This window comes from Winogradskyella aquimaris (assembly GCF_042676105.1).
In the GTDB taxonomy this organism is placed as follows: Bacteria; Bacteroidota; Bacteroidia; order Flavobacteriales; family Flavobacteriaceae; genus Winogradskyella; species Winogradskyella aquimaris.
Genome location: NZ_JBHTJQ010000003.1, coordinates 56,961 through 80,837 on the forward strand (window position 1 = coordinate 56,961; position 23,877 = coordinate 80,837).

16 protein-coding genes are annotated in these 23,877 nt (G+C 35.7%); 4 read left to right on the plus strand and 12 right to left on the minus strand.

Annotated elements, in window-relative coordinates; all coding sequences use genetic code 11:
- Positions 1 to 5: 5 nt before the first annotated feature.
- Positions 6 to 386: a hypothetical protein gene (locus ACFQ1K_RS03130; RefSeq protein WP_320554950.1), complete on the plus strand. Its 381-nt coding sequence runs from the start codon at positions 6 to 8 to the stop codon at positions 384 to 386.
- A 69-nt stretch (positions 387 to 455) separates the two neighbouring features.
- Here the strand turns inward: ACFQ1K_RS03130 and ACFQ1K_RS03135 are convergent, their stop codons facing one another.
- The 6 genes from ACFQ1K_RS03135 to ACFQ1K_RS03160 all read right to left on the minus strand — a co-directional run bounded on the left by ACFQ1K_RS03135 (position 456) and on the right by ACFQ1K_RS03160 (position 15,860).
- Positions 456 to 1,445 (minus strand): PorP/SprF family type IX secretion system membrane protein, encoded by a 990-nt coding sequence (locus ACFQ1K_RS03135; RefSeq protein ID WP_320554951.1) that lies wholly within the window; start codon positions 1,443 to 1,445, stop codon positions 456 to 458.
- A 31-nt stretch (positions 1,446 to 1,476) separates the two neighbouring features.
- A complete protein-coding gene (locus ACFQ1K_RS03140; protein WP_320554952.1) occupies positions 1,477 to 9,699 on the minus strand; it encodes a T9SS type B sorting domain-containing protein in 8,223 nt (2,740 codons plus the stop codon).
- Positions 9,700 to 9,764: 65 nt separating this feature from the next.
- Positions 9,765 to 12,266, minus strand: a complete 2,502-nt coding sequence (locus tag ACFQ1K_RS03145) for a PorP/SprF family type IX secretion system membrane protein (protein WP_320554953.1) — start codon at positions 12,264 to 12,266, stop codon at positions 9,765 to 9,767.
- Between the two features lies 1 nt (position 12,267).
- On the minus strand, positions 12,268 to 13,737 hold the full coding sequence (locus tag ACFQ1K_RS03150; RefSeq protein ID WP_320554954.1) for a T9SS type B sorting domain-containing protein: 1,470 nt from the start codon (positions 13,735 to 13,737) through the stop codon (positions 12,268 to 12,270).
- A 67-nt stretch (positions 13,738 to 13,804) separates the two neighbouring features.
- Positions 13,805 to 15,124 (minus strand): hypothetical protein, encoded by a 1,320-nt coding sequence (locus ACFQ1K_RS03155; RefSeq protein ID WP_320554955.1) that lies wholly within the window; start codon positions 15,122 to 15,124, stop codon positions 13,805 to 13,807.
- 265 nt (positions 15,125 to 15,389) lie between these two features.
- On the minus strand, positions 15,390 to 15,860 hold the full coding sequence (locus ACFQ1K_RS03160; protein WP_320554956.1) for a hypothetical protein: 471 nt from the start codon (positions 15,858 to 15,860) through the stop codon (positions 15,390 to 15,392).
- A 429-nt stretch (positions 15,861 to 16,289) separates the two neighbouring features.
- On the opposite strand from ACFQ1K_RS03160, the gene ACFQ1K_RS03165 reads away from it, so the two are divergent.
- Entirely contained in the window at positions 16,290 to 16,874 is a 585-nt protein-coding gene (locus tag ACFQ1K_RS03165; protein ID WP_320554957.1) for a hypothetical protein, read from the plus strand.
- Positions 16,875 to 16,952: 78 nt separating this feature from the next.
- On the opposite strand, the gene ACFQ1K_RS03170 is transcribed toward ACFQ1K_RS03165, so the two are convergent.
- Positions 16,953 to 17,477 carry a 5' nucleotidase, NT5C type gene (locus ACFQ1K_RS03170; RefSeq protein ID WP_320554958.1) on the minus strand — a complete coding sequence of 175 codons (525 nt, stop codon included), beginning with the start codon at positions 17,475 to 17,477 and terminating at the stop codon, positions 16,953 to 16,955.
- Positions 17,478 to 17,680: 203 nt separating this feature from the next.
- On the opposite strand from ACFQ1K_RS03170, the gene ACFQ1K_RS03175 reads away from it, so the two are divergent.
- Entirely contained in the window at positions 17,681 to 18,109 is a 429-nt protein-coding gene (locus ACFQ1K_RS03175; protein ID WP_320554959.1) for an FKBP-type peptidyl-prolyl cis-trans isomerase, read from the plus strand.
- 290 nt (positions 18,110 to 18,399) lie between these two features.
- Here the strand turns inward: ACFQ1K_RS03175 and ACFQ1K_RS03180 are convergent, their stop codons facing one another.
- The 3 genes from ACFQ1K_RS03180 to ACFQ1K_RS03190 all read right to left on the minus strand — a co-directional run bounded on the left by ACFQ1K_RS03180 (position 18,400) and on the right by ACFQ1K_RS03190 (position 20,278).
- Positions 18,400 to 18,972 carry a DUF4251 domain-containing protein gene (locus tag ACFQ1K_RS03180; protein ID WP_320554960.1) on the minus strand — a complete coding sequence of 191 codons (573 nt, stop codon included), beginning with the start codon at positions 18,970 to 18,972 and terminating at the stop codon, positions 18,400 to 18,402.
- Positions 18,973 to 19,092: 120 nt separating this feature from the next.
- A complete protein-coding gene (locus ACFQ1K_RS03185; protein WP_320554961.1) occupies positions 19,093 to 19,551 on the minus strand; it encodes a DUF2452 domain-containing protein in 459 nt (152 codons plus the stop codon).
- Positions 19,552 to 19,612: 61 nt separating this feature from the next.
- Positions 19,613 to 20,278, minus strand: coding sequence for an FAD-binding oxidoreductase (locus ACFQ1K_RS03190; protein ID WP_320554962.1), 666 nt, complete (start codon positions 20,276 to 20,278; stop codon positions 19,613 to 19,615).
- A 176-nt stretch (positions 20,279 to 20,454) separates the two neighbouring features.
- Between ACFQ1K_RS03190 and ACFQ1K_RS03195 the strand changes: the two genes are divergently transcribed.
- On the plus strand, positions 20,455 to 20,898 hold the full coding sequence (locus ACFQ1K_RS03195) for a hypothetical protein (RefSeq protein ID WP_320554963.1): 444 nt from the start codon (positions 20,455 to 20,457) through the stop codon (positions 20,896 to 20,898).
- Positions 20,899 to 20,953: 55 nt separating this feature from the next.
- On the opposite strand, the gene ACFQ1K_RS03200 is transcribed toward ACFQ1K_RS03195, so the two are convergent.
- Together ACFQ1K_RS03200 and ACFQ1K_RS03205 are read right to left on the minus strand one after the other, a co-directional pair.
- On the minus strand, positions 20,954 to 22,009 hold the full coding sequence (locus ACFQ1K_RS03200) for an NAD(P)-dependent alcohol dehydrogenase (RefSeq protein ID WP_320554964.1): 1,056 nt from the start codon (positions 22,007 to 22,009) through the stop codon (positions 20,954 to 20,956).
- A 39-nt stretch (positions 22,010 to 22,048) separates the two neighbouring features.
- A complete protein-coding gene (locus ACFQ1K_RS03205; RefSeq protein WP_320554965.1) occupies positions 22,049 to 23,869 on the minus strand; it encodes an adenylate/guanylate cyclase domain-containing protein in 1,821 nt (606 codons plus the stop codon).
- Between the last annotated feature and the right edge of the window lie 8 nt (positions 23,870 to 23,877).

Consider the following 23,877-nt stretch of genomic DNA (forward strand, 5'->3'; position numbering starts at 1 on the left):
GAGATATGCACAGTAAAGTAATGTATTTAAGCGATTTAAAGTTTAATATAGAAACATGGAAACGAGAGTTAAGATTTCATTTTAATGAAATGGACACATTTCAAGAAAAATTAGAAGAAGCCGTTGAGCGTATTGAAGAACCAATAGCTTTAAAAAAGTTAGAAGTCTTTCAAAATAGAATCATGATAGAGAAAGACGCTATTTCTAAATTAATGCACAGATGCCGAAATAAATTGGCTAATATCAATAATGTGGATTTTAATGAAAATATAGATGGAAGACTTCAAAATGAGCAACATACGCTTAGAGAAGATATGAGAACCTATATAAAATTACATTATGACCTCAAGGAAGAAATGATGGACTACTTTTTAGAAGTCCTTTAGTTCTATTCATAGCTTTACAAAGAAAAGCCACGATTTTAATCGTGGCTTTTTATGTATAATAATATCTTATTATAGTCTGTAATAACTTTGACTACTTCCTTTCGTACAAGGGCAATTACTGGCACTTTGTAACAAATTTAGACCGATTGTTACAACATGGGTTCCAGTATTAAAGCCAGATAAATCGTTAAAGGTTAACTGGTAGGAGTACGCGAAATAAAGCTTATTATGAAGTATACCAGCCATTGGTCCAAGGTTTAAAGGGTCTAAAAACTGATCGTTTAAAAATCGGTATGAAGCACCAATCCAATAATAATCTCCATTTCTGTTAAACTTTCTATATTTAAAATTTAAGTCTGTAGCTGAACGGTTGTCACTATCAAAAAATTGAAAGAAAACAGAAGGCTCGAACTCTACATCTTTATTGTGTTTAGGACTAAACACATAACCAGAATATATTTGATAGTTTAATAGTAAGCGAGGCTCAATTCCACCTGTAAAATCTTCAGTGTCTTTTGATATAATGTTGTTGGCATTAAAACTTAGATAGAAATTATTCCATCTGTAAAGCAGGCCAGCATCAAAATTATTATTACTTATTGCCCTATCACCATTAATCGCAGGATCTAAAATTGGTATCTCATAAGTAGTATTAAAGTTTTCGATATCTATTCTAAAATTATTGATATTATAAGATAAACCGAAGGATAAGTATTGTTTAGATTTCCAATCTAATATTAAATGGTGAGCAAAGGATAGTTTAAGACCCTTTTGGCGTGTATTACCATTTTTATCGTTATAAGCAGAGACTCCAATTCCTGAACGGTTAGAAATTCTAAAGTCGGCATATATCGATTGATTATCTGGTGCATCCTTAATACCTACCCATTGAGTTAGACCGTTGGCCCTTATTTTTAAATTATCACCAATACCAGCATAGGTTGGTGAAATCACAAAATCATTATCAGCTAGATATTGTGTCCAAACTGGCAGGTTTAACTCTTGGCTAAAGCCTTGAGCTACAGTTAGGAATACTATATATATTAAAATTCTTTTCATCTTAGTAGGTTTAGTTCATTAGATTAAGGGCTTATCTGTATAGCGTAAAATGGCCAACAAATTCTTTGTTAACATTTGGGTCGTTAGTCTGTACAACAAACCAATAATCACCTGTTGGTAATTCTTGTCCGTTATATCTTCCATCCCAAACTTCACCAACTCTATAGGTTGCTATCTTACGACCATAACGGTCAAAAATATCGAAGGTGAGGTTAGGGTAGTTGTCCACACATCCAGGTGCCCAAGTGTCATACTCACCATCACCATTTGGTGTAAACCAGTTTGGTATACATGGTCCAATAAATTCTAGTTCTATTTCTGCTTCGGCACTACAACCAGCACTATCTGTAACCGTTACAACATATACACCTGTTTCAGTAATAGTATAAACATTTGTGCTACCATAGTTTTCATCGTTCATAGTGAAGGTATATTCTCCAGTTCCACCGTTTGCACTTGCAATAATCTCATTGAGATCACCTTCAGCTAAGGTTAATGTAACGGGCTCATATCCTTCAATATCAAATAATTCGGTTCTCTGGATACAACCATTGGTATGTCTTACATCAATGTAGTGACCTGTACCAACAGGTACATTTTCAAAGACATTACTTAATTGGTAGTCACCACCGTCTAATGAATAATCAAACTCGGATAAATCTTCGTTTGAAGCATCAAGCGTAACGACGACCATATTACTTTGTATATTATTCTCACAGATGTACTCTACAGTAACTTCTGGATTTATAACTATAGGTTCAGGGAACGTGATATTCCATTCAGATTCACAACCTTGAGCGTCACGCACATAAACAATGTGATCACCGCCTTCAAGATTTGTAAAGTCGAATATTGTCTGCGTAGCACTACCCGTAGTGTAAGGCCCTTCGTAGCTATCAAGGCTTACACTATACGGTAAATTACCGCCGTCGATTTCGATACTAAACTCTCCATTGCCATCACCTTCACATAGTTCAGGGAAGAAGGCATCAGGAAGAATAGTAATAATTACTGGTTCTGGATCAACGATTGTGAATTCAAACGTCAAATAACAACCTAATTGATCTTGAACAATCATTGTGTAATCTCCAGCAGATAGATTTTCAAACGTATTCGTTTCAAAAAACTGGTTTAACTGAGGTGAAATGGCATATTGAATGGTGCCTGTACCACCAGTAGCAGTTACTATAACCGATCCATTATCATTTCCTGAACATGTGATATTATTTATATCAATTGTAGCATCTAATGATGTAGAAGGTTCTGTAATTGAGATCGGAGCAGAGGTAACCTCACAATCACCACTTTCTACCATAACGATATAATCACCTGCTACTAACTCAGTAAAATATCCAGGTGTGTTCTGTATGGCATTTATATCATTTCCAGACATATCCTGAAGTGTATAACTATAATCTCCTAATCCACCTTGGGCAGTGGCTAAAATTGATCCTGTATTGTCACCAGCACAATTAATGGTTGGATTAGAAGATTGTAGATTAATCACTAACTCAGGTAGTGGATCAACTGTAATATCATTGGATACATTTGAGATACATCCATTAGCATCTCTCACGTAGTAATTGTATGTCCCTTCAGGAACTGAGAATGTTGTAGATGAAGCAAAACTACCTAATACTGTTGCAAAACTACTTGTATTACTATACTCATAAGGCCCTGTGCCTCCAGAAGCACTCAATGTTAACGTAGATTCTGTAAAACACGTTTGTGTTGTTGTTCTTACCAAATCAACATCAAGTGGAGTAGGGTTGGCAATTTCTATTTCCAAAGAAGTCATCTCACAGTCAAAACCATCGGTAATGGTAACCGTGTAGATTCCAGCTCCTAAATCATTAAACACATTTGAAGTTTGTGGGCCTGAAGAACTTGCAACTGGTGAAATCGTGTTTAAAGTATATACATAATTACTACCCTGACCACCAGAAACCATGTCGACAGTAATACTAGCATTCTGATCGCCAAAACAATCTAAAATAGTGGTACTTGGTGTAAACGTAGCTGTAATTGGATTTGGCTCATTAAGCGTAATGCTTTCAGAAGCCACACAACCTTCAGCATCTCTAACATTAACGGTGTATGTGCCCGCAGACAAGTTTTCAAATACATTATTTGAAGAATACGCTACCGTAGTATTTCCTGTTAATTCATACTCATAATTACCCCAACCACCATCAGCCATCGCAACAATTGTACCTTCACTATTGGTGCAGGTTACGTTTGAAGTTTCTAACAAGCTTAATGTTAATGTTTCCTGTGGTGAGCTTACAACAACACTTGCCGAATTCGTACAAAACGGAAAGTCTAATTGAGTGACTACCACATTAAAACTACCTGCCTCCATTCCTGTTATGGTTAATGGATTTGTAGATGTATTGGCATTAACCACACCAGTAACTGATGTTCCTAGACTATCAAATACTTCATAGGTATAAGCTCCTGTAAAGTCGGTAACATTGATTTCAAAAGATCCTGTGTTGTCACCAAAACAAGTTACACTACCAGAAGTTAATGTAAACTGAGGCAAGGTAGCTTCAGCCACTGAAATTGTTGTTTCAGAAGTACACAGTAATACTGTATCGGTAATGGTAATCGTATATAACCCTGAAGGCACTCCAGTAAAGGTGTTTCCAGATAAATTTATTGAAGCTGGATTTGGAGAGATACTATAGGAATACGATCCTGATCCTCCTGAACCAGTTACTGTAATTTCACCGTCATCATTATTACAAGATGGTATCGCAGAAACTTCAGCAACAACATCTATAGGCTCTGATACATCAATGTTTATGATGTCTGAACAACCATTGGCATCCTGTATTTCTATGGTATGCGAACCAGCAAATACGTTTGTAATGCTAAACGGTGCGGTTTGCGTTTGGAAGGCTCCTCCATCTATGCTAAAGCTGTATGGTGCTGTACTTGGTGTATCTAGATTAACAATAATTTCGTAATTACCATCTTCTAGCTCACAAGAATTAGTTACTGATGCCGATATTTCAGGTGAAACATCCATATCTACAACTGTAGCTGGGCTCGTTAAAATACATCCATAAGCATCCAAAACATGAATGTAATAGGTACCTGCATCAACGTTAAATACACTTGCAGTGTCCCATCCGGCATCTGTAGCTAATGGTGCTGCTGCAGTTGTCGTTATTTGATATTGATAAGGAGCTGTACCGTTTTGACCTATTGCACTTATAACACCAGAGTTTGGATTACAGTTAGCATTTTGATCTACTGAAACCATTAGATCCAAGGCTACAGGAGATTCAAGAATTTCAAATATTTGTGAAGCGGTTTCGCAACCGTTAAAGGATCCTGTTCCGTTTTCTGTGAAAACCAGATAATATTGTCCCGGAGATAATGTTCCTGGATTTGGTGTTGTCACCGTTTCAGGTACTCCAAAAGTCACAGACACAGTATTAGGACCATCAACTAATTGATTGTCAAAGGCAGAGTAAATCGTATAATCAATAGACGTTGTTGTGCTATCAAAATTATCAATAGTAAACGTAACACTTCCATCAGAAGCACCAAGACAAGTCACGTTGTTAGGAGCCACAGTAGAGGTAAGGGTAGAAGCAGGATCGATGGCAAAATCAGCAGATTTTACAAAATAACAATCCGTAACCAAATCGTGTACTACAAAGGTGTAAACCACACCAGGAATTAAATTAGTAAATGTTCTTGTATCACCTCCAGGTGTGTCTGGTGGCAAATAACTTGTTGTATAAGGAATGGTATTAAATTCTAAAATACCAAATTCATAGCTACCACTACCTACGGCAGACACGGCAGTGACTTCAGCAGTTCCTCCAGTTGTACAATCGGGTACTGAAATATTAACATTAATTACCAAATCCGATGGAGGAGATGCTATGGTTATTTGTTCAGATAAACTACAACCATTGGCATCCACAACATTAATGGTATAATTTCCATAGTTAATGATGTTGAAGGTGTGATCTTCGTTAGAAGTGGCGTTATAAGGATTTCCAGGGATAATATCACCAAAGTTATTCGAAATGAAATAGGTAAATGGAGCCGTACCACCAGTAACATTTTCAACAGTAATAGAACCTAAGGAAGAACCCCCAGGGTTATTACAGGTAATATCCACTTTACTTAAATCAAAAGCAATCGGATCTGGTTCGGTAAGAGTTATATTCTCTGATGTTGAACATGAGTTGGCATCTGTTATTGTAATGGTATAAGTACCGGCTGTTAATCCAGAAGTTTGCGTACCATAATTGGTTCCTGTCGTATCGTTATTCACATTAATAGTAAATGGAGGGGTACCTACGGTATTATCAATAGTAATACTAATAGCACCATTGGCGTCACCATTACAAAGTATTGGCTGGCTTTCTACTACCGCACTAAATGCAGGAGGAGAAATAGGATTTACAGTAATTATACTTGATTCAGCAGTACAACCATTCGCATCGGTTACTTGGAATTGATAGGTTCCAGCAGTTGATGTGTTGTATATAAAAGTTGTTACAGTACTTCCTAAAGAACTGTAAGGGGCACTATCAATAGAAACTTCATATGTAAATGGTGCAGTACCAGTAATAGTTCCTGTTAATTCAGCGTCTGGAGTAGCAGTACAATCCAAGGTTTCTGTAAGTACGACATTAATAGTTGGGTTAGGAATTGGATAAATCGTATAAGATTCCGTATAAATACAATCATTTTCATCTCTGACTTGAAACGTATACGTATCTGGTACTAAACCTGTAAATACGTTTGAAGTTTGATAAACTGTTACGGTAGAAGCTGGTGCAATAATTTGATATTCTAAAACACCTGTTCCACCCACCACATTAGATATGGTGACATCACTAGTTAATGCAGGACAAGTTACAGGAGTACTTGTAAAATCCATATCAGTTGGAGGATTCAAAGCATCAATTGTAATGTCGTTAGTAACTGCAGTACAAATATTAGTATCTCTTATGGTAATTGTGTAAGTACCTTGTGTTAAACCAGTAAATACATTACTCGTTTGATAATTGACACCATCAATACTGTATTCGTATGGTGGATTTCCACCAGAAACACTAGTTACTATAATTTCACCTGTAGAATTACATGTATATGGAGCAGATAATTCCGCAGTACCAGATATTGCTGTATTTTCAATAATGGTTACGGTCTGAGGATCTGTAGTACAAACTGATGGTCCAGATGTGTATTGTAATACCACATCATAGTTTCCGGCAACTAGGCCTGTGAATAATGATGAATTAGAAAATGTAGCTCCTCCATCTATACTGTAATCTATAGAATTTCCATTTGGATTTGTTACATTAATTGTAATTGTACCAGTATCACCAATACCTCCACACAGTATATCTGTAGATGTAACAGTAAATTCAGGTTCAGGTATTTCATCTACTGAAATTGTTGTCGTTGCCGTACAGTTGTTAGAATCAACCACAAGAATGTCAAAAGTTCCAGGTGATGTCACCACAATCTCAGGTACGGTTTGAAAATCGGTAGAACCATTTATAAAAAAGAAGTATGGAGGTGTGCCACCTTCAGGATAAATCGTTATTTCTCCATCTGTACAAGTCAGAGGGACTGTTACAGCCGCTGTTACAGTTAAAAGAGGTGGTTCGACTATAGTAACATCTTCCGTGTACAAACAACCATTTTCTGTTTCTACTGTAGCAGTATATGTTCCAGGATCTAAATTTTCAAACGCATAGGTGTTTTCCATTATAGGCCCAACTGTATTCACAACTGTACCATTTTCACTCAAGGTGAAGGTATATTGCGGATCAACATCATTGGCTGCTAATTGTATACTCCCTTTATCCCCATAACATAGTGGTTGCGTCACTGTTGAAGTCACCGTAAAATCACGCTCTCTAATCAAGACATCAGGAACACCAAAAATACATGGGTTTGTTGGTACTCCAACTTGTCTTACATAAACCGAATAAGTTCCTGGAGTCGTAACTGTAAAAACATTACTTGATTGGTAATTGACACCATCGATACTAAACTCATAACCAGAAGGTACATCATTAACCGTTATACTACCATTAGTCGTACAAATGATGTCGGTTGATACTACGGTTGGTACCAATAAATTTTGATATACGTTAAAATAAAACTGATTGAAACATCCACCAGGATAATTGATTGTCAATCGGAATTGGCCAGCGGTATCAGCTAAAAAATTAGCTCCAGTCGCTACTTCATTCCAGGTACAGCCAGGATCTTCGTTAGCACAATCAGGATCGGAAACAGCTGCACAACTAGACTCGTCCAATTGTTCCCAAATAATTGAAATAGAATCCGAAATATTAGTTTCAATAAATCTTGAATCGTCAGCGCCACATAAGAATATGTTTGGTAATAGTTTACCATCATTTGGACAGGTTACGACTTCATCTGCATAAGGAATTACAGGGTTTTCAATATCACCACCAAAAAGTTCAACCTCATAGATTTGTTCTATAGATTGACAGGGTGCTACAGCAGTATTGAAAGAGTAGTAGGTTCCTGTTGCATCAACAGTTATGGTTTGTGTCGTACCAATAACAGGAGAACCCGTTGGACTCGTAGACCAAGAATACGAATCATAACCATTTGCTGCAGTAAGTTCTACGGTATCCCCACAAAGGATGATTTCTTCCACAAACTCACAATCCAAATCTGCTAAAAAGTTAGTTGCCTGAGGGGATATTAAACAACCCGTATTACTATTTAAACTTGGATCATCCGTAATTTGAAATGTAGGGTTGTAAAATCCATTGTAAGTTGCAAAGGCCTGATTATTAATAATATTAGAACAAGCATCGGCTAAGTCACCACAACTATTAACCACTTGAACCGCTATACGAATTTCGTATTGAGGATCATTTTCTTCAACCAACGAATCATCAATATCAAATATTAATTCGCGAGTCACAGGATCATAACTAGAAACCGTTACACCGGGAGGTAGCGTTAAATCTGTTGGATGGTTATAAATGATATTTATAGGTAAAATATCTCGAATCTGAAAATTGGTAGCATTATCATTACCTACATTTTGAAAGCCGATAACGTAATTTAATTGCGCACCAAGATCCACCAATTGTCCACCAATATCATTACCTGCATCATCTTCAACAATTTTGGTAAGTACAATATCTGGTTCTATGATTTCTACCGCAAAGGCAAAAAAGTATGGGAAATAAGTATCGCCACTGGTTTCTAAGCGTATTGTTCCAGAAGTTGCATCATTAGCTATTACAGAGTTTCCAGGGTTTGGAATTGCAATGGTACCGGTATCAAAACCAAGAGTATTGGTACTATTTGGTACACGATTGGTCACTGGTGTAGCATCAAGACGCGTAACGGAACTATTAAAAAAGTTGGTCACTGGACGATCTGCAGTAGACAAACTCACTCCATTCAATCGTAATCTATCCCCTAAAATAGGACTATCCCCTTCTAAAGTTGCAAAAGCAAAGTTGGCTCTAACTGGAGCAGGAGCAGGGACAGTTCTAAAACCATCAACTGGTATATCTAAATTAGGATTACCACCAGGAACACTTATCGCGCTAAATCCATCAAAACTAGTAATCGATTTACCAGGTAATGTTGGATCTTCATAAACAATAAATAAGGACCATCCTGCTGATTGTCCTGTACCGTTATAGGGATTGAATGTAGCAGTCTCACCAGTTCCTGAGGATACATTGGCAACAGTATAAGTACCAAGATCTGCTCCAGATCCAAAACTGGTAACAATATCAGTAACATCTGCAAAACAAGCATAAGAAAAACTGTCACCACCATCTATGGTGCTGCCATTAGCATCAAAAATTATAGTACCCGTAATATCATTATAACCACCAGAGGGTCCTTTGAACCTTACATTTGTAATAGGTTCATTACCTGGATTTACAGCTCCCCAATATAAGCCTGCATAAATAATACGGTAGCAATTTGGGTTTGGTATTTCCAAATCGGCACTAGATGAACTGAATGTTGATGGATCTCCATCAATATCAATATACTGCATGTCTACGTTGTGATTGTAAACATTGCCATCATTGAAAGGATCGTTATTTGGCCCTAAAATATTATTCCCAATTAATACAATATCGCCTTTTAAATCCTGATTAAATCTTGGTGTGAACGGTACATAGTTTTGTGCATAATTAACCATGCCGAAGCATAGTAATAATACTACTATTAATGCTCTTGAAAAAGTAGGTTTTTTCATGATACTTGGTTTTATTTCCTCACATGTCCTTGGGGCGAAGTACACGTGAAGAATTGCTTAACTTATTAATTTTCTATTTTTACGAGGGACATTTTTACATTATACGGTCTATTTCCTTTGTCTTCCATAGCTTTATTGGCTGCATTTATACTATCGAACTTACTATAGTAAATGTAATATTTACTCGTGTTGACATCATAGAAGAAATCTACATTTGCGCGACCAGAAGCTACAACTTTGGTTAAAAATTCGTTTCTCTTGTTTATATCACTATGTACAGCAATGATTAAATAGTAACCACTTTCTGTATTTTTTACATTCTTTAAAATCTGAATATTTTCACTCTGCACTTGTCCAAAATCAAAGTCATCAGATGTATAAGGTGTTTCGGCTGGTTTAGTTGTTCGTTTTATATTCTGAAGCATTGCTCTATCCTGAGCATATCTATCTTGTTCGTTATCATAGGCTGCACGTTTGATGCGTCTACGCTTTTCAAACTCAGTTGCTTCTTTAATCACTTCTAATCTGTTATTCAATTCTATTCTTAGTTCCTTGGCTTCAGCTTGTTTTAGCTCTAAATCCTCTATTTTCTTTCTATAGAATAGGTTGACTTCATCAAGTTTCGTGGTTCTAAATCGCTCCTCATAAAGTGAATTCAGGGAATCTATTTTTTGAGCTTGCTCTTCAATCACTTTATCTAGATCAGACTTTATAGCGTTTAGCTTGTTGTTTTCAGCGGTAACACTCTTAAATGGCTTTGGTTGCACCACAATACCTTGATCACTTAAATCATTTTCTTCTTTTAAGTCTTTTAAATCTTCATCTTTTATGTTGACAATCTTTTCAAATTCCTCTAAAAGTTTATTTTGTTGTTCGTTTGATGACTCAGCCTCCTTGGTAAGATTAGCAATCGTCTTACCTATATTATCTTGTGGATTTTCAATGGATGTTTCTTCAGCTTTTTGCTCAGCCAATAATCTTTCATTTTCAGTAGCGGCTTCACGTGCTTTTTGTTCCGCTAATTGCTTCGCTCTAGCTTCTGCTTCTTCTTTAGCCTTTTGTTCAGCTAATAATTGTGCCTCAGCCTCAGCTTCCTCCTGTGCTTTTCTTTCAGCCTCTAACTTAGCTTTTTGTTCAGCTAGTAATCTTTCTTTTTCAGCTGCTTCTTCACGTGCCTTTTGTTCAGCCAATAGTCTTGCTTTTTCAGCAGCTTCCTCACGTGCTTTTTGTTCTGCTAATTGCTGAACTCTTGCTTTAGCTTCTGCCTCCTCTTTAGCCTTTTGTTCGGCTAATAATTTAGCCTTCGCCTCAGCTGCTCCTTGTGCCTTTCTTTCAGCTTCTGCCTTGGCTTTTTGCTCTGCTAAGATCTTAGCTTCTTCAGCAGCTTTTTCACGAGCGATTCTTGCATTTTCCTCACGTTCTGCTTTTTCTTGGGCAAGCTGTTTTGCCTTTTGTTGAGCTTCAGCTAGGGCATTAGCTTCTGCTTCTTTTTTAGCTTTTTCTGCTGCCTCACGTTCTAATTTTGCTTTTGCTCTTCGTTCTGCTGCACGTTCTCTTATTGCGGCTAATTCTTCTTCAGAAGCCTTAACTATAGGTTTATTTCGCTTTTTGGTAAATAAACCACTAACTTCTTCATCTCCACTATAATCATAGCGTTTCTTAGTAATAAAACGGTACGCTAAGGTGACCTCATGGGATGTCCCAAAATCGACAAGTTCACCAATAGATTTTTCAATATTGTATTCTAGGGCAATATTTTTGGTCACATTTAAACCTAAGCCACCAGAAACACCAAAACGGTTATTATATCCAACCTGAAACCATATTCCTTTAGGAACACTTAATGTCGCTAATCCTGAAATTAATGTTTCGTCTTTTCTAAATTCTGACATTAAAATACCCGAAAATTTTGTGTCCTTAAAGAAACCACGACCATCAAAGAATCCTGTGTGCATGACGTGGACTTTAATACTTTGCTTTGGGTCGTCCTCAATCATTGCAGAGGTTTCAATATTATACAATACCAAATTGTTTATTGAAATACCAAAATCTAAAAACTCGGTACCATAGTTAATACCTGGATTAATGGTAAATAAGAAGTTTTCAGGAACATTCTGTAAAGATGGGTCATCAAAGTTAGTCACAACATTAGCGGTATTTACACCACTTTTATAGGCTGCAGCGTTAAGTCCAAATGTTAAATTACTGTTTGTGTTTAGCTTAACGTTATATGCGAAATTCAATAAACCTCCAAAGGTTGTTAAAACACCATAATTTTGTTGAAATGCTGCAACACCTGCACCGATATTTTCAGAAAAACGACCAGAGTAACTTCCTAAGAACATTTCTGGGGCATTATCAAACTGAACCCACTGACGCTTATTGTTAAAAGTGATATACTTGTTTTGTTCTCTAACAAATGTAAATGTTGGGTTTATGTTATAACGGTTAAAAACCAAAGAGTTTCTTATTGGTAAATCAAAAGAAACTACGCCATCATCCTGTTGGGAAAATGCCATTTGTATGGAAAGGGTCAATGTGAATAGTATGAATATATATCCTTTCATGCTACTTGATTATTGTTATTGATCCTTTTTTAACATTACCTTCTACTGGGGTTATGATATAGTAAAACACTTGGTTGACGCTAGATAAATTTAAATCGACCTCTGGCCAATTATTTTGATAATCCAAGGTTTGAAATACCACTTTTCCTTGTTCGTTAAGTATCTTAACTTCAGTATTTGTACCACTAGTATATTGTAATGGAATAACCCAAGTATCATTAATAAGGTCTCCATTTGGACTTATTACATTTGGAATATTAGCTACATCTGGAAATGGTTCCAATCCACGCTCTACAACAAAGTCGTACGTTCTTGAGCCATTGCATCCTGCTGTTTCAGTAATGACAACACTATAATCACCTAATTCCGTAGCCTCATATACATTTTCTGTAGCACCAACAATAAGGTTGTCATTATAATACCAAGTGAACTCAGGACTAATCGCATCTGTAGTTACTTCAACCATCAATGTTTCATCTACTAAAATCTGATTGACTTCTGCAACATTGATTTCACTGTAAAACAATTCGCTTACCAAATCAATAGATCCAAAAGCAGAGCATTCTCCTAAATCTACCTGAACTGAAAAAATACCAGACTCATTGGTTTGGTACATTTGATTGGTTGCATCTGGTATTTCAACACCATCCTTAAACCATTGATAACTATTACCACCAACAGTAGTTAAGGTCGTGAGCCCTTGCTCAGGACAATAGGGATTTCCTAAACTTGATGCTATGGTCACATCGGCTTCACCGGAAGTATTAACTTCAGAAATGGTCACTCGGTTGGAAAATGAATTCGAAGTACATGATCCATAATTAGTTTCTACAAAATAGGTGCCTTCTTCGTCTACTAATAGGGAAGACCCTTCTGCTACAAAAACAGAAGTGGTTGGACTTGTTTCTTTAAACCAATTAAAGGTTAATGACGGATAGTTAAGTGGTGAATCATTGTTACCTGTTCCTGGGTTATCTATGGTTAAAAGATAACTACCACCTGTACAAAAAGCACCTGTTGATACTAAATTATTAATAGTAAACGGTGAATCTTGTAGCTTGTAGTAAGCCGCAAAAGAAACTGAAGGAGTACTAGTAGCAGCAGGAGCGCTACTTTTTATTCTTATTCTGTAATTTTCACCCGCAGTCGTTTCAGGTATAGAAAAATCTACTGTTGCAGGTGATGTAGTAATTGATCCTGCAGATGACGTGTATATAATTTCTGCATTTGAAAAATCACCGTCAGCATCCGATAATTCTACAGTAAATTGATTTGATGTGTTTAAAGCTGTCGTTGGAGAAAAGACAAAAGTGGCGCTATAAGTATTAAAAGAATCACTGGCACAAGCTTGACTAAAACCAAGATTAGGTTGCCCAATAACAATCTGCGCTTTAATTGTGTCTTGTATGATAAAGGCCACAACGAAGCAGAGGGAGATAAGCAGTTTATTTAGTTTAGTTGTTTGAGGCATGTGCTTATGGTAATTTTTTAAACTATAGGCATTTTGTGTTTTATAAATTGATTCTCAGCTAAAGGATTTAATCTTCATCATCATCAGTAATAAAATCATTAGATGCAATAATTCTATTTACTTGAAGTCTGAAGTCTGGGTTCTTATTGTCGTTTGCTGCGATAAAGGTTTCTTTGTCTGATCCTTTTGCATATAAATTGCTAAAGGCTCTACTACCATACCAGCTTTCTAAATCGTCATTATTGGTATAGCCCTTCTTGTAAATATTCCCTTTACAGTTATTAAAGTACGTTTTTGTAAACTGAATTTTTTCAAGGTTTTCGTTATTGAGTTTGATGTTGTCATCTAATATCACAGCTGGGTAAAACCCTGAAACTACACTTTTATTTATAGCGAAAGACACGTCAGGCCCAACAAAAATAGCTTCTTGTACAAGTCCCATGCTCATGTCGGTTTTAATGTCATCAGAGACATTAACCAAAGTTAAATTTTCGGCATTGACAAAGGTTTCACGTTTAGAAGTATCGGATTCTTCCTTGTTATCATATGATTTTATAACCATACATCTAGATCCATTGGCACTAGAGACATAAGGTGATCTGATGGCTAGTGAATTGATAAGTTGACATTGAGTGCCAAAATTGAATTCGTAATCATTAATTTTAGATCTGTAGGACACTAATTTTTCAAGAATTACAGAGCCACCTAACACATTGTAAGAGTTTCCGGCTCCATAGCTAACCATTACATTTTCAATCACGGTCTGATTCCCAACACCTGCAAGGGTTAAGGCGTTAAAATACCCGAACTTTTTTGTTCGTTTTCCGGCAAACTCAATTCTAACATACTTCAATATGCCAGAGTCACTTTCAGTATTATTACCACCATATGCAATATGCTCTGTTGATGATGGCTTTAATCCATAATTAAGTGATGCCAATTGTCCGTATGTATTAATAGGAGCATCGCCTAAAAGAAAAATACCTCCCCAATCACCAGCTTTTTTGGTGTCGCGATTTGAGGTAAAAACGATAGGATCGGTTTGGGTGCCCTTTGCAAGTAATTTCGAACCTTTAGTAACAATAAGCGAGGCCTTGGTATCATAATCAGCTAAGATTCGTGTTCCTGGCTCAATAGTTAATGTGGCACTATCGGTTACAAACACATCTCCTAAAAGTAAGTATACGTCTCGTTTAAGTAACTTGGTATCTTTAGATATCTTCCCACTCAAAATCTGAGTAGGCTCACCATAATCTGTATGGCTAGGTTTAAATTCTGTCCAAGAATCCAGCCAGTTATCATAGCCAATAATTCCTTTTTCCTGTTGTGCAAAACAGTTGGTTAACACTAGTAGAAAAATAAGCGCGGTTGTAATAAAATTTTTCATAGTAGTTAAATTCGTTTGTTAGATTTTGTGGGTTTTATCTTAATGCATCAAACATAGGAATAAATCCTATGAAATACAAGAAAATATCGATGAAATACATATATTTTATATTATATGAAGTAATTTCTTACTTTTTGTGTAGATTTTAACATAATAGCGCTTCTAAATTTTAATCGATTCAAAATCAATATTTTAAAATTTAGATAAAAGGCATAAAAAAACCTCGCCACTGGGCGAGGTTAAAAACATGAAATTATTAAATAGACTAATCCTCTTTAAAATCGTTATAGGTGTGTAATGCTTTTAATGTCGATTCATAGAATAAAATCGCAGCAATTAAATCATTGGTATCGGAATAGGGTAGGATCTTTGTTTGAAACTCTACCGTACTTTCGAAATAATCATCAGAAGCTTCTTTGTTATCTTCTAATGCTTTTTTGTTTTCTTTTGTTTCTGGTATTCCTAGAGATTCCATTGTGACTCCAGGCTTTGTGGCAAAGGCAATATTTGGAAGAATATTAACAATGACCTCAATTCGTTCTATATATAGATCTAATAATTGGCCCTTAGACATTTCATCAAGCTGGTCTCTGGTGTGGTATTTAGAGATATTTACTTTACCACTAATAATACTCACTGAATTATCATCTTTCTTTTTAGCGCCATTTTTTTGAGCATGACCAAAACCTATCATAAGTAAAAATAGGACACTAAATAAAGTAAGTTTTGTTTTCATATTTATAGTTTTGATTTGGACTAACAGTGACAAATCTATACAAAATAATCACAAAAACAACTAATTTTGACCTTTTTTCTTGAAAATATTTTAACACTTTAAATGCATATTTCTTGGACAAACTGCGTAAATACTAGTTTAAATGCATATTTTACCGATAAAATACATTTACTAATTTTAACACTAATTGGTTCTTTTTTTAAGGTAAAAAAGTCATGATTTTATCGAAATTCTGAAAAATTCTTTACTTTATTTTGAATAAACACACGACTATTAAAAGGCATATTCTAAAGAAAATTAAGGTGTTATTCATCGTTGATTTTTGCATCCTCAAACACTTTATCGCAAAATTTAATGCAATCATATGATTTTTAAGGTGCTATGGATTTTTTACAACAATTTTGATGGAACCCAAATCATTATTGACCCATGAAAAATCTAATAGTAGCCTTTTGCCTTATTTGTTTCTACAGTGCATTACAACCTACATTGGCTCAAGACAGTCCAATTTATGATAGAGCAGAAGATCAGTTAAAAAATACGGATACAATTCCGGATTACAGATCTAAAGCCAATAAATTAAAATTAACAGGTGTGATATACCAAAGTGATGGTGTGACACCAGCTAAGGATGTGATATTATTTATAGAGCAACCAGACGAGAACGGTGATTTTGATTTAAGAAGAGCAGGAGAGGAGCGTTATGTTTTTCATAGAAGTTGGGTAAAAACCGATGAAGATGGCAGATACACATTTTACACCTTTGTACCTGGAAACGACCGTCGCTATAACCAAATGCAACAAATCTTTCCAATTATAAAGGAGACTTCAAAACCAGAAGTACAATTAGAATCCTTGTTGTTTGATGAAGATCCAATGCTCACCAAGCGCTGCAGAAAGCAATTGGCCAGAAACGGAAATACGGCTCGTATTTTAACCACTAAGAAAGAAGATGGTTTATTAGTTGCCGTAAAGGATATTGTGTTACCTGAAGATACTGAACCCTTAAAATAAAAGTCAACATATCAATTAATTATCCCTTAGGACCTGATCAATTTGATCAGGTTTTTTTATGACTATAAGAAATGTTTCTTATAATAGACGCTCTGCAATCTCTAGCCAGTTATACACTCTTTGGTAATCGGTTTCATGCTGGTTGTGTGGTGAATCAAACAATAGGGTATTACCAGCAAAATGCTCCAAGTTATAACTACGATCATCTATGAGTAAATCTCCATGAAGAATAAATTTATGTCCACACATAATACGATGTTGCCAAGTGATGAAAGGCATATGCTCATCTAGCCAGTCGCATTTTTCTTTTAAGGAATTTGGAAATTGGGTTGCAGCTGTAGCAATGTAGACATTATGCTTTTTACTAAGTGCTTCCATGACAGCAATACTGTCCTTAATAGGTTTTAAATTCCTAAAAAAGCCTTCTTGATGAACATGCTGCCAAATACTTTCCTGATGAACTTCTGGGACATTCTGCCAAACTTCGCCAGAATTTATTTGGGCCAATGAAAGCTCTTGTTGGTGTTCTTGGTTGTATAATTCTATGTGTTTACCATAGGTATCGGCAAGCACATCGTCCATATCTACAAAAATGGTGAGCATAACTTTTTTTTACAAAGCAAACCATTAAAAAAGGGCTTGTCAAGTTAATGGCGCAAACTTTATGATTATTTAATATAGTGTGGGAGCAAAGCCTTTAAAATGTTAAGGTTATGGTAAAGTTTGGTATTTCTCTTAAAAAATGCGCTGAACCATATTTAAGCCCATACATTTGCATTGTTTTTTAATAACAACTTAATATAATTATGAGTACAGTAAAAGAAAATGATGTGGTAAAGGTTCATTACACCGGAAAATTAAGTAATGGACAAGTATTTGATAGTTCGTTAGAGCGCGAACCATTACAAGTAGAACTTGGCAAAGGGCAATTAATTCCTGGTTTTGAAAAAGGACTTATAGATATGGCTGTAAACGAAAAAAAGACCATTACCATAGATAAGCAAGATGCTTATGGTAAAGTAAATGAATCTTTATTTCAAATGGTTAAAAAGGAACAGTTACCATCAGATTTAAAACCAGAAGTTGGTATGGGCTTGGTAGGTTCAAGTGCAGATGGCAGCCAGCAACAATTTAGAATCGCTAAGATTGAAGATGAACATATTATTGTAGATGCTAATCATCCATTAGCTGGACAAGATTTAACTTTTGAACTTGAAGTGGTAGATATCTTATAAAGAATACTAGCATTACATATTTTAAAACGTCTTACGAAGTGTAAGGCGTTTTTTGTTTAAAAAAGCTATGATAAACCTGTTATATGAGATTATCTGCAAATTTTATAATTATCTTATTATACTATTAATAGGGACTGGTGAAAAATACTGTTTTACATAATGTAAATTATAGGACATTTATAATAATTTATTTAATAACCACATTTGCCATAATTTCAATATTCCGTATAATCCTAAAGACTTTTCTTTTTATTGGATTCTCAGGGATTATAACTAAAAACCTGATCAACTTACTCAAGAGCTATTACACGACCTCTATAGCTAATCCCATTACGATGTGACGTTACGATATTGACGTCTGCGGTTTCACTAGGAAAAAACGTTATGAACACTTTATAGGTCTCAATTGTATCTCTATCATCGTTAATGGTAAACTTCATGACCAAAGCATCTTTATTCTTATGCCTAATGAGTTCATAATCTTTTGGTACACCTCCAAACTCTATACCCAAATCCGTATTATAGCGCCCACTACTGAGTTGTTGTTCACCATAATATGGTAGATAGCCTTGGATACTATCATTTTTAAAGGTAATGTCATAACCATTAACGTTTATGCGATTGGCAGTGTTGCCGTTAAATCGCATAAGATTATTGAGTACTTCTCTGGTGGCATTGGTATTGAACGGAAAAGCCGCGTTTATATCTATTTTAAAATCTCGGTCCGTTATAAATTGTTCTAATTGGTCTAAAGCCTCAGCACGTTCGGCATCTGTCTTTTGAGATTTACATGAGTACACTAATATCAAGGTTAAAAAACCAAGAATTAGAAAAATGTGTTTTGTGAATTTCTGTGGTTTCATCTGTTGTTATGTTTTTAGTACCTCAGAAGGGATTTAAAGCTAACAAGGCATTAGCTCTTTTAAAGATACTTAATAAAGTCCATTTCTACTAGAATATTAACATCCTGTTATCACTATCAATTATGACTGAGACAGTAAGTTTTTAGAAGACTGCTGCTCTACTTTTTCCCATAAATAATCGGACGTTAAGCGGAAACTGCCCAAGTACTCAAAATTACAGCTGTTAGGATCTATAATAGATAAAAAAGGCTCTTCTTTAGCATTATTGTACAAATGATAGACTTCGCCTATGAGCGGCTCAAAAGTAAACTTGGCATTGGTAACGAGCTCGTTGTATTCCATAATTTTAAGTAGCTCTTCATATTCTGCTTTAATGGCTTCATACTTTGCTTTTAGATGCTTATTGGCCTTGTAAATCTGTGAACTTTTCCAAGTCCCATTATTAGGCAATTGGATCTGTGGCGCCCCAACATTGGTGCCATAAGGTCTAAAGGCGGCATCGTAGCGCTGCTGTTCTTCATCAAATACGACCAGATCAGGCTTCTTAGAATTTGTTGTATGGTCTTTTTTAGTGCTCATTACACAGCAAAAATACGCTTTTTTAATATGTCGGATATCTTAAGATTACGCTAAAAATTGGCTATGCTTCCTTTATGATGAGCTGGTCTGAAACGCCTAGTTTAATAAGATCTGCGGTAATGGCTTGTTCCATTGCAGGTGGACCACAGACATAAACGGGTTTAGAAACATCCAAGTGGTGCTTTTTTAAATAGTTGGCATCAATGTGGCCATTATGATAGTCATCCTTGTTTTCTTCAGATAAGGCTAAGTGTAGATGCTTGCCTAACCATGCTTCCAAGTTATTTTTATAAATGATATCTTTCTCCTGCCTATTGCTGTAAAACAGTTGGTTATTGCCAAGTTGGCCATTATCATTAAGATGTTTTAGAATAGCAATAAATGGAGTAATACCTGCACCACCAGCAATAAAGGTACCTTCACCTTTGTAGTTTATAGCGCCCCAGGCCTCACCTATTAATAAGGTATCACCGACTTTTAGTTGTTCCAATTGTTCAGTAACACCGTTGTGTGAAGGATAAATCTTAATTGTAAATTCTAGAGTATCCTCCTCAGGTAAACTGGTGAATGTAAAAGGCCGCTTCTCGTCCTTAAGATGCTCTTTATCTATTGAGAGTTCTGTAGCTTGCCCTGGTGTAAATTTGTAATTTTTTGGTTTATCTGTTCTTAATCGCACGACATTATAATTAACGTGCTCTATGCGTTGAATTGTAATTTTGTATTCCATGTGTTGTTTTTCTTTAAAATAGCAAATTCAACGTAAGTTAACCTTAAGGAAATAATAAAATAAAGCGCTTATTTCTTAATAAATCTTAATGATAAAATACTATTAAAGTCCTTGGCTTTAAGGAATATGTTGGCTATTTTATAAGAGAGAATAAATAACCACGTAAATCTAAAAATATGATGATTGACAATAGAAAAGGATTGATTAACTGTATTTATGCCGGAGGCACACAATTTAGTGCACAGATTGAAGCTATTCTAAAAGCTACTGATAAGAACGTGCATGCCATTGATATTACTAAAACCATGCCTTCTGATACCATATGGCACGATATAGCCATACAATTAAACCGTTCGTTAAAATCGTTTATGGACCCCAGACGCATCAGCAATTTTGAAACTAAAGCTGATTATTCTGAAGAAGGGTTGGTTAAAATCTTGGCAAAGTACCCAGAAGCCTTTGTTGGAGCAATTGTTATGGAAGGTAAGCATGTAGAACACATTACACGATACACTGAATTATTAAAGTTTTTTAATGTGGATTCCGCAGGACTTGAAAAAACCATGCATTCAGCGTCTCCAACGATTGAGCGGCAAACTTCTGATGAGCATTTTATATAAAATAAAAATCCTCGAACATTGTGTTCGAGGATTGTTTTAAAAAACGTTTTTGATTTTAATTTTTAAGTGATTTCATGTCAATGACAAAACGGTATTTGACGTCACTCTTAAGCATACGTTCGTAAGCGGTGTTGATGTCTTGCATATTAATGACTTCTATCTCTGAGGTAATATTATGCTTACCACAAAAATCGAGCAATTCTTGCGTCTCTGCAATACCACCAATTAAAGAACCTGCTAAGGATTTACGACCCATAATCATTGGAACGGTCACTAAAGGTGGATCTAACGGACCTAAATAACCTAAAATCACGAGTGTACCATTAGTGTTTAATGTTGAAATGTACGGATTAAAATCATGCTCATAAGGCACTGTATCTAATATGAGATCAAACTGTCCCATGGCTTTTTCCATTTGCGCTTCATCGGTTGATATTACCACATCATGTGCACCTAATGCCTTGGCATCCGCTATTTTATTTGGAGACCTTGAGAATAAAGTGACGTGGGCACCCAATGCATGAGCTAACTTAATGGCCATATGCCCTAAACCACCTAAACCAACAACAGCTACTTTGCTGTTTTCGTTGACATTCCAAAAGCGCAAAGGTGACCAGGTGGTAATCCCTGCACAAAGTACAGGTGCAACACCCGCCAAATCTAAATGTTCAGGTACACTGAGCACAAAAGCTTCATCGACTACTATAGTTTCTGAGTAACCACCATGTGTATTGGTTTCTAAATGTTTATCATAACCTCCGTAAGTACCTACCCATTCTGGGCAATATTGTTCTAAATCGTTTTTACAATTGTTACAGGTTCTACAGGAATCCACCAAACAACCTACGGCAACAATATCACCGACTTTGTGTTTTGTTACCTTATCACCCACCTTTGTGATCTTACCAACAATTTCGTGACCTGGTACAACAGGATACTGTGTCATGCCCCAATCATTTCGGGCAAAGTGTAAATCGGAATGACAGACACCGCAGTAGAGAATATCAATCTCAATATCTTTCTCTAGAGCCTCTCGCCTATCAATTTGCAAGGCTTTTAAATCAGCTTCAGCTGATTCGGTACCGTATGCTTTTACTTGTTTTGTTTTCATTATGTCTATGCGTTTAATTTAATATTTTATTCTATGTTCTTAATTTACGAAATACATTTTCATTTCCCCTCTATTTTTAACAGCAATTTTTCCTCGGTATTCACATTCAAAGTCATTCTTAACAATGTTATAGGTGTCTTCAGAAATATTTATTCTACCCGCTTCTGAAGTGCTTTCCATACGTGAGGCTATATTTACCGTATCGCCCCAGATATCATAAGCGAATTTTTTAGACCCAACAACACCTGCCACGACGGGCCCTGTGTTAATTCCTATCCGTATGTCAAAGGTAGCATCGGTAAAGTCATCGTGTTTGGCCTTAGTGACAAAAGCATTCATCTCTTTTGCCGCCAAGATCATTTCTTTTGCTTGGTCTACGTGATCATAACTTAAGCCTCCAACTGCCATATAGGCATCACCTATGGTCTTTATTTTTTCTAAACCATACTTTTCCATAATATTATCGAATTCAGAAAAATAATGATCTATGGTTTGTACTAACTTTTCTGGAGATAGGTTTTCAGCATAACTGGTAAAGCCTTTAAAATCTGAAAATAATACAGTTACCGAAGGAAATTGTTTAGCTTTTACTCTACCCTTATCCTTAAGCTCTTGAGCCGTTTCTTCTGGTAGAATATTTAATAGTAATTTATCTGAACGGTCTTTTTCTGCTGCAATAATTTTGTTGGTTGCTTTTACAAATTTATGACGCTTAAATAAACCATATGCCAATAAGGATGTTAGCAATAGAACACCTATAGTCGACCAAATGACAATACGTTGATTCTTTCGTTTTTGGGTCTCAACTTTTAATTCAGCTTCTTTTTTACCAACTTCAAGATTAGCCATATTTTGAACATTCTCAAGGTTTATGATACTGTCTTGATAAACATCGTGCTGGATATAACGCTCTAAAGCTTCTTTATAATTTCCAGAGTTTTGCATCAGTTCATAGAGCTGCAAGTTTGCATCACTTATTTGGTCTTTTAAATTGTGTTTTTTGGCCAACTCCAAGCTTCTTTCTGCATAATTTAATGCGGCATCAAACTCATTTTGTTCTTGATAGATATCGGAGATATAGTTTAAGAACTCTGAAATTGGATAATAGTATTCATTAATTTCAAGTAATTCTATGGCTTGGTTCATATAGGCTTTAGCGAGTTCATCCTTCCCTTGTTTGGCGTAAACCATACCTGTGTTTCCCAAATTGTAGGCTTTGCCGATTTCGTGATCTAGTTGTTCAAATAGTTCGCCAGATTCAGAAAAATAACGCAATGCTTTTTGATATTGTTGCGTTTTATAATACTCATCACCAGCATTTAAAAGTGCTGAAGCAAGTGCCACAGGATCATCCACGTTTCTTAATAATGAAATGCCTCTTTCATAATAATCTTCTGCACTGTCTGAATTCCCAATCATCGAATACGTATCAGCTATAGAAATGAATAAACCAGCTGAGAGGTCATCATCGCCTTCTTTATTGGTGTATTCCATACATTCAAAATAAGACTCTAATGCCTCAGAGTACTCCCCTTTTAATTGGAGTCCATTACCCTTTTCAAGGAATGCTGTAGAAAGAAAGTAAAGTACGGAATCAGACTTCTCATATCTTTCCTTCAAAAGGTCACTGGCGACCTCAATTAAAATGTCCGAATAAATTACTTTCTCGTCAGGATTGGTTTCGTCAACAACAATTCTTCGGAGTATTTTCATTTTATTTTTTACATCCTCTTCATCTTGATAGATTAGTTTAAGACTATCTAGTTCATTTTGATTTTGAGCATGTAAACCATTTATCAACAGTGTGTTCGACAATAACAAGAACAACGAAACTAATATTTTTTCAAAAAAAATATTCATCCAAGGTA

Bases quoted from the DNA above. Each gene is read 5' to 3' on its own strand.
- ACFQ1K_RS03130 (WP_320554950.1), top strand. From the start codon at position 6: ATGCACAGTAAAGTAATGTATTTAAGCGATTTAAAGTTTAATATAGAA.
- ACFQ1K_RS03135 (WP_320554951.1), bottom strand. From the start codon at position 1,445: ATGAAAAGAATTTTAATATATATAGTATTCCTAACTGTAGCTCAAGGC.
- ACFQ1K_RS03140 (WP_320554952.1), bottom strand. From the start codon at position 9,699: ATGAAAAAACCTACTTTTTCAAGAGCATTAATAGTAGTATTATTACTA.
- ACFQ1K_RS03145 (WP_320554953.1), bottom strand. From the start codon at position 12,266: ATGAAAGGATATATATTCATACTATTCACATTGACCCTTTCCATACAA.
- ACFQ1K_RS03150 (WP_320554954.1), bottom strand. From the start codon at position 13,737: ATGCCTCAAACAACTAAACTAAATAAACTGCTTATCTCCCTCTGCTTC.
- ACFQ1K_RS03155 (WP_320554955.1), bottom strand. From the start codon at position 15,124: ATGAAAAATTTTATTACAACCGCGCTTATTTTTCTACTAGTGTTAACC.
- ACFQ1K_RS03160 (WP_320554956.1), bottom strand. From the start codon at position 15,860: ATGAAAACAAAACTTACTTTATTTAGTGTCCTATTTTTACTTATGATA.
- ACFQ1K_RS03165 (WP_320554957.1), top strand. From the start codon at position 16,290: ATGAAAAATCTAATAGTAGCCTTTTGCCTTATTTGTTTCTACAGTGCA.
- ACFQ1K_RS03170 (WP_320554958.1), bottom strand. From the start codon at position 17,477: ATGCTCACCATTTTTGTAGATATGGACGATGTGCTTGCCGATACCTAT.
- ACFQ1K_RS03175 (WP_320554959.1), top strand. From the start codon at position 17,681: ATGAGTACAGTAAAAGAAAATGATGTGGTAAAGGTTCATTACACCGGA.
- ACFQ1K_RS03180 (WP_320554960.1), bottom strand. From the start codon at position 18,972: ATGAAACCACAGAAATTCACAAAACACATTTTTCTAATTCTTGGTTTT.
- ACFQ1K_RS03185 (WP_320554961.1), bottom strand. From the start codon at position 19,551: ATGAGCACTAAAAAAGACCATACAACAAATTCTAAGAAGCCTGATCTG.
- ACFQ1K_RS03190 (WP_320554962.1), bottom strand. From the start codon at position 20,278: ATGGAATACAAAATTACAATTCAACGCATAGAGCACGTTAATTATAAT.
- ACFQ1K_RS03195 (WP_320554963.1), top strand. From the start codon at position 20,455: ATGATGATTGACAATAGAAAAGGATTGATTAACTGTATTTATGCCGGA.
- ACFQ1K_RS03200 (WP_320554964.1), bottom strand. From the start codon at position 22,009: ATGAAAACAAAACAAGTAAAAGCATACGGTACCGAATCAGCTGAAGCT.
- ACFQ1K_RS03205 (WP_320554965.1), bottom strand. From the start codon at position 23,869: ATGAATATTTTTTTTGAAAAAATATTAGTTTCGTTGTTCTTGTTATTG.